Source organism: uncultured Pseudokineococcus sp. (assembly GCF_947495735.1).
In the GTDB taxonomy this organism is placed as follows: Bacteria; Actinomycetota; Actinomycetes; order Actinomycetales; family Quadrisphaeraceae; genus Pseudokineococcus.
Map to the genome: position 1 here is coordinate 183,434 of NZ_CANMAA010000004.1, position 12,449 is coordinate 195,882.

Annotated in this window: 10 protein-coding genes and 1 pseudogene; 4 read left to right on the plus strand and 7 right to left on the minus strand. The window is 76.4% G+C overall.

Annotated elements, in window-relative coordinates; translation table 11 throughout:
- Window positions 1-77 precede the first annotated feature (77 nt).
- Window positions 78-347, minus strand: a pseudogene (locus Q0848_RS19035) (DUF6328 family protein); the annotation flags it as partial.
- Between the two features lie 110 nt (window positions 348-457).
- Here Q0848_RS19035 and Q0848_RS08190 point away from each other — a divergent pair.
- Window positions 458-1,900 (plus strand): ATP-binding protein, encoded by a 1,443-nt coding sequence (locus Q0848_RS08190; RefSeq protein WP_366146490.1) that lies wholly within the window; start codon window positions 458-460, stop codon window positions 1,898-1,900.
- 47 nt (window positions 1,901-1,947) lie between these two features.
- The gene (locus Q0848_RS08195; protein ID WP_299036606.1) at window positions 1,948-3,969 is read left to right on the plus strand and encodes a VWA domain-containing protein; all 2,022 of its coding nucleotides are present in this window, start codon (window positions 1,948-1,950) and stop codon (window positions 3,967-3,969) included.
- 209 nt (window positions 3,970-4,178) lie between these two features.
- Here Q0848_RS08195 and Q0848_RS08200 read toward each other — a convergent pair whose 3' ends face one another.
- From Q0848_RS08200 to aspS, 3 genes are all read right to left on the minus strand, one after another.
- Window positions 4,179-4,976, minus strand: coding sequence for an LLM class F420-dependent oxidoreductase (locus Q0848_RS08200; protein WP_299036607.1), 798 nt, complete (start codon window positions 4,974-4,976; stop codon window positions 4,179-4,181).
- A 70-nt stretch (window positions 4,977-5,046) separates the two neighbouring features.
- Window positions 5,047-5,571, minus strand: a complete 525-nt coding sequence (locus tag Q0848_RS08205) for a GNAT family N-acetyltransferase (protein WP_299036608.1) — start codon at window positions 5,569-5,571, stop codon at window positions 5,047-5,049.
- Entirely contained in the window at window positions 5,568-7,400 is a 1,833-nt protein-coding gene (gene aspS, locus Q0848_RS08210) for an aspartate--tRNA ligase (protein WP_299036609.1), read from the minus strand. Before aspS ends, Q0848_RS08205 begins: the two co-directional genes overlap by 4 nt.
- 226 nt (window positions 7,401-7,626) lie before the next feature.
- Here aspS and Q0848_RS08215 point away from each other — a divergent pair, with 226 nt between their 5' ends.
- Both Q0848_RS08215 and Q0848_RS08220 read left to right on the plus strand, forming a co-directional pair.
- Window positions 7,627-8,187 (plus strand): YbhB/YbcL family Raf kinase inhibitor-like protein, encoded by a 561-nt coding sequence (locus tag Q0848_RS08215; protein WP_299036610.1) that lies wholly within the window; start codon window positions 7,627-7,629, stop codon window positions 8,185-8,187.
- 131 nt (window positions 8,188-8,318) lie between these two features.
- Window positions 8,319-8,975, plus strand: coding sequence for an alpha-ketoglutarate-dependent dioxygenase AlkB (locus tag Q0848_RS08220; protein ID WP_299036738.1), 657 nt, complete (start codon window positions 8,319-8,321; stop codon window positions 8,973-8,975).
- A gap of 69 nt (window positions 8,976-9,044) precedes the next feature.
- Here the strand turns inward: Q0848_RS08220 and Q0848_RS08225 are convergent, their stop codons facing one another.
- The 3 genes from Q0848_RS08225 to Q0848_RS08235 all read right to left on the minus strand — a co-directional run bounded on the left by Q0848_RS08225 (window position 9,045) and on the right by Q0848_RS08235 (window position 12,374).
- Window positions 9,045-10,142 carry an Rv2578c family radical SAM protein gene (locus Q0848_RS08225; RefSeq protein ID WP_299036611.1) on the minus strand — a complete coding sequence of 366 codons (1,098 nt, stop codon included), beginning with the start codon at window positions 10,140-10,142 and terminating at the stop codon, window positions 9,045-9,047.
- Window positions 10,143-10,221: 79 nt separating this feature from the next.
- Window positions 10,222-11,607 carry a histidine--tRNA ligase gene (gene hisS / locus Q0848_RS08230; RefSeq protein ID WP_299036612.1) on the minus strand — a complete coding sequence of 462 codons (1,386 nt, stop codon included), beginning with the start codon at window positions 11,605-11,607 and terminating at the stop codon, window positions 10,222-10,224.
- Entirely contained in the window at window positions 11,607-12,374 is a 768-nt protein-coding gene (locus Q0848_RS08235) for an MBL fold metallo-hydrolase (protein ID WP_299036614.1), read from the minus strand. Before Q0848_RS08235 ends, hisS begins: the two co-directional genes overlap by 1 nt.
- Window positions 12,375-12,449: the final 75 nt, after the last annotated feature.

A 12,449-nucleotide genomic window follows, 5' to 3' on the forward strand; every position in this document is an offset into this window, starting at 1 on the left:
GCGGCGGTCCGGCCTGGTGGTCCACCGTCCGCAGCAGGCCCTCCTCGTCGCAGGGGGTAGCCGCGCACCCGGTGGGAGGCGCTGACGCCGCCGGAGAAGACGACCGCGGCGAGGGCGGCGACGAAGGCCGCGGTGCAGGCGACGCGCGTCGTCCGGTCCACGCCCGACCGGCCGGACGCGACCGGCACCGTGAGCAGGAGGGCCACGAGCACGGTCGTCGCCGGCATCAGCAGCCGCAGCTCGCCCGAGAGCTCGTCGAGGCGGCGGTCGAGGTCCTCCGGGCGCACCTGCCCGTCCGTGCGCAGCGACGGGTCGCGGTCGTCGGGCTCCCGGTCGTCCTCGTCCACCGGCCCGTCCTCCCGCCGCTGCGGCGGTCCTCGCCCCGCCGACGTACCGTCGCGTCGTGACCCCTCCGGCAGAGCCGACGCCCTCCGCCCCCTCCGGCGTGGCAGCCCCCCTGGACGCCACCGAGCTGCTCCTCGACCCCGTGCCGCCCGCCGACCTCCCGCGCACGCTCGGCGCGCTGCGCGCCACCGGGCACGTCCTGCGGGGCGTGCGCGAGGAGATGCGCGAGAACCTGCTCGCCGCCATGCGCGCCGGCCGCACCGCCGGCGAGCGGTTCCCCGGCGTCGTCGGCTACGACGACACCGTCCTGCCCGAGGTCGAGCGCGCGATCATCGCCGGCCACGACCTGGTGCTCCTGGGCGAGCGGGGCCAGGGCAAGACCCGCCTGGCGCGCACGCTCGTCGGGCTGCTCGACGAGTGGACCCCGGTCGTCGCGGGCAGCGAGCTGCACGACCACCCCTACGCGCCGGTGTCCGCCCGGGCGCGGGCCCTGGCCGCCGAGCACGGCGACGACCTCGAGGTGGGCTGGCTGCACCGCAGCTCGCGCTACACCGAGAAGCTCGCGACGCCGGACACGAGCGTCGGCGACCTGGTCGGCGACGTGGACCCGGTGAAGGTCGCCCAGGGCCGCAGCCTCGGCGACCCCGAGACCATCCACTTCGGGCTCGTGCCGCGCGCCCACCGCGGGATCTTCGTGCTCAACGAGCTGCCCGACCTGGCCGAGCGCATCCAGGTGGCGCTGCTCAACGTCCTGGAGGAGCGCGACATCCAGGTCCGCGGGTACAACCTGCGCCTGCCGCTGGACCTGCTCGTCGTCGCGACGGCCAACCCCGAGGACTACACCAACCGCGGTCGCATCATCACGCCGCTGAAGGACCGCTTCGGGGCCGAGGTGCGCACCCACTACCCCGTCGACGTCGACGCCGAGGTGGCGCTGGTGCGCCAGGAGGCGTCGCTGGCCGCCGAGCTGCCCGACGTCCTCGTCGAGGTGCTGGTGCGCTTCACCCGCGCCGTCCGGGAGTCCCCGTCGGTCGACCAGCGCTCCGGGGTCTCGGCGCGCTTCGCCGTCGCCGCCGCGGAGACCACGGCCGCCTCCGCGCTGCGCCGCTCCGCCCTCGTCGGGGAGCAGCCGGCGGTCGCGCGCGTCGGGGACACGGCGTCGGTGGTCACGACGCTGCGCGGCAAGGTGGAGTTCGAGTCCGGCGAGGAGGGCCGCGAGCACGACGTGCTGGAGCACCTGCGCCGCACCGCCGTCGCCGAGGTCTTCCGGCGCCGCACCCGCGGGCTCGACCTGTCCGGCTTCACGGGCGTCGTCGCCGAGGGCGGCACGGTGGAGACCGGCGAGCTCGTGCCGGCCGCCGACGTCCTGGCCTCCCTCGGCCCGGTCCCCGGGCTCGCGCAGGTGCTCGCGTCCTTCGGGTTCGGCGAGGAGCCCAGCGCCCCCCAGGCCGCCTCCGCCGTCGAGCTCGTCCTCGAAGGGCTGCACCTGCTGCGGCGCCTCGGCAAGGAGGTCGTCGACGCCCCCGGCGGCCCCCGCACCCTCTACGGCGGCTGACGCGCCGTCCGCCCGCGACCTGCTGCACCACCTGCTGGGAGGCCCCGATGAGCCGCTTCTCCTACGGCGCCTGGGCCGGCGGGCCCGACCCGCTGGCCGGTCCGCTGGACGTCCGCGCCGCCGTCGACGCCCTCGGGCGCGAGGTCATGGAGGGCCGCAGCGTCCGCGATGCGCTGCGCGACCTGCTCGAGCGCGGTGAGGACGGGCGCCGCGGGCTGCGCGACCTCGCCGCCCGGGCGGCGCGACGGCAGAAGGAGCTGCGCCGCTCCGGCGACCTCGCCGGGCCGCTGCAGCGGGCCCGCGAGCAGCTCGCCGAGGCGCTGGCCGCCGAGCGCGAGGCCCTCGCCATGGACGAGGACCAGGCGGCGCGCGACCGCGAGCAGCGCCTGGACGACCTCCCCCGCGACACGGCCGAGGCCGTGCGCGAGCTCGAGGACGACGCGTGGCGCAGCCCCGCGGCGGAGCAGATGTACCGCGAGATCCGCGAGCAGCTGCGCGACGACGTCCTGGGCGCGCAGTTCGCCGGGCTCCGGGAGGCGCTCGCGGCGGCGCGCGAGGCCCGGCGCGCCGCTGAGGAGGGCGGTGACGCCGAGGGGGCCCGTGCCCAGCAGGCCGCCGCGATGGCGGGTCTGAAGGACATGCTCGCCGACCTCAACGCGCTGCTGTCCGCGCACGCCCGCGGCGAGGACACCGCCGAGCAGTTCGAGCAGTTCATGGAGCGCCACGGCGAGGCCTTCGGCGACGACCCGCCGGGCAGCGTCGAGGAGCTCGTCGACGAGCTGGCGCGCCAGCAGGCCGCGATGGCCCGGATGCTCGCCTCCCTGACGCCGCAGCAGCGCGCCGAGCTGTCCGACCTCATGGCCGACGCCCTCGGCGACGCCGGCCTGGAGGCGGAGATGTCGGCCCTGTCCGACGCGCTGCAGTCGCTGCGCCCGGGGCTGGACCGCACCTCGCGCGAGCGCTTCCGCGGGGGGCAGCCGATGTCGGTCGGCGAGGGCACCGACGCGCTCGCCGAGCTGTCGGACCTCGACGACGTCTCGCAGGCGCTCGGCCAGGACTACCCCGGCGCGACCCTGGACGACGTCGACGTCGAGGCGGTCGAGCGCCAGCTCGGCGCCGGCGCCGCGGCCGACGTCCGCGCCCTGCAGGACCTCGACGCCGAGCTGCGCCGCCAGGGCTGGCTCTCGCGCGACGGCGCGGACGCGCTGTCCCTGACGCCGAAGGCGATGCGCCGGCTCGGCGAGACGGCGCTGGCCGCCGTCTTCGCGCGGCTGCGCGGGGGCCGCCGCGGCCAGCACGACGACCGATCGGCCGGCGCCGCCGGCGAGGCGACGGGCAGCTGGCGGGACTGGCAGTTCGGCGACGAGCAGCCGCTCGACGCCGTGCGGACCGTGCAGCGCGCGGTCCTGCGGACCGCCGCCATCCCCGGCGGCTCGCCCTCGGGGGCGGTGGCGCTCGACGTCGAGGACTTCGCCGTCGTCGAGACCGAGCGGCGCACGGGCGCGGCGGTGGCCCTGTGCGTGGACCTGTCGTTCTCGATGGTCGCCGAGGGCCGCTGGGCGCCGATGAAGCAGACCGCGCTGGCGCTGAGCCACCTCATCGCCACGCGCTTCCCCGGCGACGAGCTGGAGATCATCGGCTTCGGGCGCACCGCCGAGGTGCTCAGCGCCGCCGAGCTGGCCGCCGTCGAGCCGTCCGGCGTGCAGGGGACGAACCTCCAGCACGCCCTCGCCCTGGCTCGGCGCCACCTCGGGCGCCACCCCGGTCTCGAGCCGGTCGTGCTCGTCGTCACCGACGGCGAGCCGACGGCCCACCTGGAGGACGGCGAAGCCGTCTTCTGGTGGCCGAGCCTGCCCGAGACGATCGAGGCGACCGTCCACGAGGTCGACGCGCTGACCCGCTCGCGGGCGCCGATCAGCACCTTCGTCCTCGGCGACGACCCGGGCCTGCGCCGCTTCGTCGAGGCCCTCGCGCGCCGCAACGGCGGACGGGTCCTGGCGCCGTCGACCGACCGGCTCGGCGAGTACGTCGTCAGCGACTACCTCGACGCCCGCGCTGCCCGGCGCTGACCCGGGCCCCCTCGACCGACTCGCGAGGCGAGTGCCTCGTCCTCCCCCACGACCTCGCTCTCCCGTGAAGCAGACGCCTGCTTCGTCCTCGTGGGTGGCGACGAGGGTGGAGCAGGGGTCGGCTTCCCTGCAGGGGCCCGAGGAGGGTGAAGCAGGCGTCTGCTCCGCCCTCGGTGACGAAGCAGGCGGCTGCGCCGGAAGTCGGGGCGTCAGGCGTTGCGCTCGTCGCGCCAGGCGAGCCAGTCGCGCAGCGGGCCGAGGTCGTAGTCAGGACCACCGGTGCTCACGGTGAAGAGCGTCACCCCGGCCCCGAGCATGGCGTCCCCGAGCGACGACGGGTCGCCCTCCACCCCGGCGGAGCGCTCCACCTCGCGCGGGTCGCGGCCGTTCTCCCGGCAGTAGCCGTCGAGGATCTCCCCCTTGCGCTGGATCGTCTCCGCGTCGCCGAAGGCGTGCCAGATGTCGGCGTGGCGGGCGACGAGGGGCAGCGTCTTCTTCTCGCCGCTGCCGCCGACCATGACGGGGATGTCGCGGACGGGCGCGGGGTTGAGCTTCGCCCAGCGCGCCTCGATGCGCGGGAGCGCCTCGCCCAGGTCGCCGATCCGGGCCCCGGCGGTGCCGAACTCGTAGCCGTACTCGTCGTAGTCGCGCTCGAACCACCCGGCGCCGATGCCGAGGAGGAGGCGCCCGTCGCTGATGTGGTCGACGGTCCTGGCCATGTCGGCCAGCAGGTCCGGGTTCCGGTAGGAGTTGCAGCTGACGAGCGCGCCGATCTCGACGCGCTCGGTCGCCTCCGCCCAGGCGCCGAGCATGGTCCAGCACTCGAAGTGCTTGCCGTCGGGCTCGCCGTACAGGGGGAAGAAGTGGTCCCAGTTCATCACCAGGTCAGCGCCCGCCTCCTCGGCCGCGGCCACGGCTCGGCGGATCTGGGCGTAGTCGGCGTGCTGGGGCTGGATCTGCACGGCGACCCGGACGGGGCGGGCCTGCGTCTGCTCGGTGTCGGTCACCCTCGGACACTACGAGCGGAGCGGCCTCGCCGGGAGGGACGGGCGCGGTCGACCGCGCCCGTCCCGACGGCTAGAGCTGCCCCTGCTCCAGGCGCGCGAACACCGGCGAGTAGACGGCCTCGCCCACGGGCGCGTCCGCGGCGAGGCGCCGCGCCATGAACTCCGCACCGGCGTAGGGGCCGGTGATGCCGACCTCGGAGGCGGGCTCGAAGCGGAACCGGCTGTAGAAGGCCGGGTCCCCGAGGACGAGCACGAGGGTCTCCCCCGCCGCCGTGGCCTCGGCGAGCACGCGCTCGACGAGCTGGCGGCCGACGCCGCCGCTCTGGTGCAGCGGGTGCACCGACACGGGCGCCAGGGCCAGCGCCGGGGCGCCTCCGACGCTGATGCGGCTGGCGAGCACGTGGCCGACGACGTCGCCGGCGTCGACCGCGACCAGGCTGTAGCGCCCGAGGTAGGCCCCCGGCTCGCGTCGCAGCTCGCGGACGAAGGCGGCCTCGGGCCCGGGCTCGGCGCCCGCGGCGGTGAAGGCCGCCGTGACGACGGCCGCGACGGCGGCCTCGTCCTCCGGCGTCTCCGGCCGGACGAGCACGCTCACGCGGTGCCGCCCCGCTCCGGCGCCGTCGGGGACTCCCCCGGCGCGGGCTCGGGCTTCGCGTCCACGCCCGCCTCCTTGCGCTGGTCGGCCGTGATGGGCGCCGGCGCCGCCGTCAGCGGGTCGTAGCCGCCACCGCTCTTGGGGAAGGCGATGACCTCGCGGATGGAGTCCACCCCGGCCAGGAGCGCGCAGATGCGGTCCCAGCCCAGCGCGATGCCGCCGTGCGGCGGGGCGCCGAAGGCGAAGGCGTCGAGCAGGAAGCCGAACTTCGCGCGGGCGTCCTCCTCGGGCAGGCCCATGACCGCGAAGATGCGCTCCTGCACCGACCGCGAGTGGATGCGGATCGAGCCGCCGCCGATCTCGTTGCCGTTGCAGACGATGTCGTAGGCCTGGGAGAGCGCCGCTGCCGGGTCCTCCTCGAAGCGGTCGACCCACTCGGGCGTCGGCGCCGTGAAGGCGTGGTGCACAGCGGTCCACGCGCCCGACCCGACGGCGACGTCGCCGGAGGCCGTCGCGTCGTCGGCCGGCTCGAACAGCGGCGCGTCGACGACCCACACGAAGGCCCAGGCGTCCTCGTCGATCGCGCCGGTGCGGCGTCCGACCTCGAGGCGCGCGGCGCCGAGCAGACCGCGGGCCGACGACGCCGGGCCGGCGGCGAAGAAGACGCAGTCGCCCGGGCTCGCGCCGACGTGCGCCGCCAGCCCCGCGCGCTCGGCCTCGGAGAGGTTCTTGGCGACCGGGCCGCCGAGCTCGCCGTCCTCGCCCACGAGGACGTAGGCCAGACCGCGGTGGCCGCGCTGCTTGGCCCAGTCCTGCCAGGCGTCGAGCTGCTTGCGCGGCTGGGAGGCGCCGCCGGGCATGACCACGGCGCCGACGTAGGGCGCCTGGAAGACGCGGAACGGGGTGTCGGAGAAGTAGTCCGTGCAGTCCACGAGCTCGAGGCCGAAGCGGAGGTCCGGCTTGTCGCTGCCGTAGCGGGCCATCGCGTCCGCGTAGGTCATCCGCGGGACCGGGCCCTCGAGCTCGTGCCCGATGAGGCGCCAGAGCGCCGTGAGCAGCTCCTCGGTCAGGGCGATGACGTCGTCGGCGTCGACGAAGCTCATCTCGACGTCGAGCTGGGTGAACTCCGGCTGCCGGTCGGCGCGGAAGTCCTCGTCGCGGTAGCAGCGCGCCAGCTGGTAGTAGCGCTCGACGCCGCCGACCATGAGCAGCTGCTTGAACAGCTGCGGGCTCTGGGGCAGCGCGTACCAGGAGCCCGGCTGCAGTCGCGCCGGCACGAGGAAGTCGCGGGCGCCCTCGGGGGTGGAGCGGGTCAGCGTCGGCGTCTCGACCTCGGTGAAGGCGTGGCCGTCCAGGACGCCGCGGGCGGCGCGGTTGACGGCGCTGCGCAGCTTGATCGCCGCGGCCGGGCCCGAGCGGCGCAGGTCCAGGTAGCGGTGCTTGAGGCGCACCTCCTCGCCGACCTCCCCGGAGCCGGAGGACTCCACGGGGAAGGGCAGCGGGTCCGCCGTGGACAGGACGACGAGCTCGGTCGCGAGCACCTCGACCTCGCCGGTCGGCAGGTCGGGGTTCTCGTTGCCCTCCGGGCGCCGGCGCACCTGCCCGGTGACCTGCACGACGTACTCGCTGCGCAGGTCGTGGGCGCCGGAGGACTCCAGCAGCTCGTCGCGCACCACCACCTGGACCACGCCCGAGACGTCGCGCAGGTCGAGGAACGCCACCCCGCCGTGATCCCGCCGCCGCGCCACCCAGCCCGCGAGCGTCGTGGTGGGGTCGTCGGCGGACGCGTGGTCGGCGCGAAGGCTGCCGGCCTCGTGGGTGCGGAGCACGGTGGGTCCTCTCGGGTCGTCTGCCCGGGGGGCGCTGTCCCCCGAGTGGTGCGCGCCGCCCGGAGGTGCCTCACGACGGGGTCGAGCCGGGCGTCCGGCGCGCCCGGCGATCCTACGGGCGCGGGCGACGTGCGGCCCTGACCCGCGCCGCCCACGATGGCGGGGACCCGGCCGGCGCCCGCCCCTGCGCGGGCTCCGCCACGCCCTCGACGAGAGGACTCCTCCCGTGAGCGACCCCGTGCCCGACAGAGGCCCGATCGACCCCTACGAGCACCTGCCGCAGGTGCCCTCCTTCCCGCTGACGAGCGACGACGTCGCCGAGGGCGAGCGGCTGGCGGACCGGCACGCCAGCGGCGCCATGGGCGTCGACGGCGGGCAGGACGTCTCCCCGCAGCTGGAGTGGTCGGACCCGCCGGCGGGCACGAGGAGCTTCGCCGTCACGGTGTACGACCCCGACGCCCCGACCGCCTCCGGCTTCTGGCACTGGGCCGTGGCCGACCTGCCCGCGGCGACGACGTCGCTGCCGACGGGCGCCGCCACCGACGGCCTGCCCGAGGGCGCCGTCCAGCTGCGCAACGACGGCGGGTTCGCCGGCTTCGTGGGCGCAGCTCCCCCGCCCGGGCACCGCACGCACCACTACTGGGTCGTCGTCCACGCGGTCGACGTCGAGACGCTCGGCCTGGACTCGGGCGCCCCGCCGGCCCAGCTCGGCTTCGCGCTGTTCTCGCACACCCTCGCCCGCGCGACGCTCGTCGCGACGTACGACCTGCCCGCGCAGGCCGCCTGACGGCCCGCCGGGCGTCGAGAGCGACGGGGCGCGGGCTCCCCGGCGGGGAGACCTGCGCCTCGTCGCTCTCTCGCTGCCGCGAGCCGGGTCGAACACGCGTTCGACATCGGCGCTACGCTGTTGGGGTGGTGATGACGACGCAGCCGTCCCTGCTCGACGAGGTGACCGCCGACGAGGCCCTGACCAGCGCGGGTCGGGCGCCGTCGCTCGCCCCGCTCGGCGAGGGGCTCGTGCGCCACGTGCTGAGCCGGGGCGCGTGGGTCGACGTCCGGCCGGGGTGGGTGCAGCGCTCGGAGGCCCTGTTCGAGCACCTGCTCGCCGACGTCCCGTGGCGGGCCGAGCGACGGCAGATGTACGACCGCGAGGTCGACGTGCCGCGCCTGCTCTGCTTCTACGGCGAGGAGGCCGTGCTGCCCCACGCGCTCCTGGCCGAGGCCCGGGACGCCCTGTCGGCGCACTACCTGCCCGAGCTCGGCGAGCCGCTGCGCACCGCGGGGCTGTGCCTCTACCGCGACGGGCGCGACGGCGTGGCCTGGCACGGCGACCGCCTGGGGCGCTCCAGCCGCGAGGACACCGTCGTCGCGATCATCTCCCTCGGGGCGCCGCGACCGCTCGTGCTCCGCCCCCGCGGCGGCGGCCCGACGGCCCTGCGCGTGCCCGTGGGCCACGGCGACCTGCTCGTCATGGGCGGTTCGTGCCAGCGGACGTGGGAGCACGCCGTCCCCAAGACCTCGAAGCCCGTCGGGCCCCGCGTCAGCGTGCAGCTGCGCCCGCGCGGGGTGCGCTGAGCTGCGCTCCGCGCCGCCGGGAGCACTGACGCCCGGCGGCGGGGCGCGGCCCTCGGTCGCAGCCTGCGGTCAGAGGGCGAGCGGCAGCTGCTCGACCTCGGCCGGGGCGGCGGGACGGGCGGGCGAGGTCCCGCGCTCCACGTCCGGCAGGCTGCCGGCGGGGAAGGACCCCTCGTCGTCCCCGGGCACGCCGCGGGCGGCGCCGCCGCGCTGCCGGTCGAGGCCGTGGCGCTCGAGCAGCGGCGCCAGGCGCTCCGTGAGCCACGTCCGGTAGTGGGCGGGCACGTAGGCGCCGCGCCCGTACAGGCGCGCGTAGCGCGGCACCAGGCGGGGGTGGGTGCGCTCGAGCCAGGCCCAGAACCACTCGCGCGCCCCCGGGCGCAGGTGCAGCGGCAGCACGGTGACGCCCGTCGCGCCGGCGGCGGCCACGCGCCCGAGCGCCTCGTCGAGGTGCTCGACCGTGTCCGTGAGCCACGGCAGCACCGGGGCCACGAAGACCCCGCAGGGCAGACCGGCGTCCCGGACCCTCCGCACGAGCTCCAGGCGCGCCGCCGGCGACGGCGTCCCGGGCTCGAGCGCGGCGTGCAGCGCGTCGTCCCAGATGGCGAGGGACACGCCGACGCCCACGGGCACCTGCCCGGCCGCGCGGGAGAGCTGCGGCAGGTCGCGGGCGAGCAGCGTCCCCTTGGTGAGGACCGAGAAGGGGGTGCCCGAGGACGCGAGCGCCTCCACGACGCCGGGCATGAGCCGGTAGCGGCCCTCGGCGCGCTGGTACGGGTCGGTGTTCGTGCCCAGCGCGACGTGCTCGCGCTCCCAGGAGGCCCGGCCCAGCTCCCGGCGCAGGACGTCCGCCACGTTCGTCTTGACGACGACCTCGCGGTCGAAGCCCTCCCCCGTGTCGAGGTCCAGGTAGGCGTGGGTGCCGCGGGCGAAGCAGTAGACGCACGCGTGGCTGCAGCCGCGGTAGGGGTTGACCGTCCACCGGAAGGGCATGGACGAACCCGCCGGCACCGCGTTGAGGACGCTGCGGGCCCGGACCTCGTGGAAGGTGACGTCCGCGAACTCGGGCGTCCGCACCGTCCGCTGCAGGCCGGGGATGCTCGCAGCCGGCAGGCCGGGAAGCGCGCCGTCGTCCACGGCCCCGAGCGTCTGCGCCTGCCACCTCACGGGCGGAGTCGAACACGTGTGCGAGACGGCGTCAAGCGCCGCCCCACGGCCCCGTCCGGGAGCGTGCGGGTGCCGTACGTCAGGCGGTGGGCTCGTCGGTCCAGCTGACGCGCGGGCGGGCGTCCTCGGCGGGCGGGAGCCACGTCGTCGGGTCGGCGACCACCTGCTCGCCGGACCGGATGTCCTTCACCTCGGAGGTGCCGTCCTCCTGGACGAACCACACGAAGGGGATCGAGCGCCGGTCGGCGAAGCGGATCTGCTTGCCGAACCTCGCCGCCGACGGCGCCACCTCCGTGGCGACGCCGCGGGCGCGCAGGGCCGACGCCGCGGCCGACGACGCCGCGCGGTGCTCCTCGTCGGTCACCGCCACCAGGACGGCCGTGGGCGTGGGCCGCGACGCCCGCAGGAGGCCGCGCTGCAGGAGCGGCAGCAGCGTGCGCGTGACGCCGAGGGACAGCCCGACGCCCGGGTAGGTGGTGCGTCCGTCGTCGGCCAGGGCGTCGTAGCGCCCGCCCGAGCACACCGACCCGAGGTGCTCGAAGCCCGTCATGCGCGCCTCGTAGACCGTGCCCGTGTAGTAGTCCAGGCCGCGGGTGATCGACAGGTCGGCGACCACCCGGAAGCGCTCGTCGTCGCCCCCGACGGCGCGGGTCCCGGCGACGACGGCGGCGAGCTCGTCCAGGCCCTGGTCGAGCAGCTCGTCGCGGACCCCGAGACCGCGCACCTGCTCCACGAAGTCGGTGCGGCCGGGCGCGCCGGTGAGCGTGGCCAGGGCCAGGCACGCGTCGGCCTCCCGCTCCCCCACCCCGACGCCGTCCACGAGCGAGGCCCGCACCCGCGCCGGCGTGCTCTTGTCGAGCTTGTCGACCTCGCGCATCACCGCGGCGGGGTCGTCCAGCCCGAGACCCCGGTAGAAGCCCTCGACGAGGCGCCGGTTGTTGACCTGCATGACCACCGGCGGCAGCGGCAGGCGGGCGAAGACGTCGGCCATCACCTGCGGCAGCTCGGCCTCGTGGTGCGGGGCCAGCGAGCCGGCGTCCACGACGTCGACGTCGGCCTGGCGGAACTCGCGGAAGCGGCCCTCCTGCGGCCGCTCCCCCCGCCACACCTTCTGGATCTGGTAGCGGCGGAACGGGAACGACAGCTTCCCGGCGTTCTCCAGCACGTAGCGCGCGAACGGCACCGTCAGGTCGTAGTGCAGCGCGAGGACGTCGTCGGTCGCCCCGCCGTCGGTCGCGCCGTCCTCGGCGACCTCGGCCAGGCGCCGGACGGCGTAGACCTCCTTGTCGATCTCGCCCTTGCGCAGGAGCACCGACAGGGGCTCGACGGCGCGCGTCTCGACGCCGGCGAATCCGTGCAGCTCGAAGACCTCGCGCAGGACGTCCAGGACGTGCTCCTCGACCACCCGCTCCCCGGGCAGGAGCTCGGGGAAGCCCGACAGGGGTCGGGGGGTGCGCGCGGCCATCAGAGGGTCTCCAGGAGGTCGGGGTCGAGCAGGAAGGGGTTGGTGGCGCGCTCGCGCGCCACCGTGGTCGCCGGGCCGTGCCCGGGGATCACCAGGGCGTCGTCGGGCAGGGCCAGGACGACGTCGCGGAGCGTGGCGCGCATCGCGGCGCCGTCGCCGCCCGGCAGGTCCGTGCGCCCGATCGAGCCCGCGAAGAGCACGTCCCCGGAGAGCACGGTGCGACGCAGGCCCTCCGGGAGCGGCGGCGTCCCGGCGGGCAGGCCGTCGTCGGCCGAGAGGGAGGCGGCGTCCGGGACGTCGTCCACCACGAGGAGCGTCGAGCCCTCCGTGTGCCCCGGAGCGGCGAGGGCGCGGACGCGCAGCGATCCGGCGGTGACCTCGTCGCCGTCGTGAAGGCGGCGGACCGACGCGGGCGGCTCCCACTCGAAGGCGCCCACCGGGGCCAGCAGCGCGGCGCGCAGCTGGGGTCCGAGCCCCTCGAGCGGGTCGTCCAGGCGGTGCGCGTCGGCGGCGCCGAGGACGACCGGCGCCCCGGCGAGCGCCGCGACGCCCGCGACCTCGGCGACGTGGTCCAGGTGCCCGTGCGTGACCAGGACGGCGGTCGGGCGCAGGTGCAGGCGCTCCAGCAGGGGCAGGAGCCGGTCGAGCACCCCGAGGCCCGGGTCGACCACGAGGCAGTCGGCAGGACGACCGGGCGTCCCCTGCTCAGCGGCCAGGACCGTGGTGTTCGTGCCCAGCACCCGGGCTGGCACGGTTCGCAGGAGCACCGGGGGAGCCTATCGGCGCCCGTGCCGCGCATAGACTCGGCGCCGTCCGCCGCGGGGCCACCGCCGCTCCTGCTC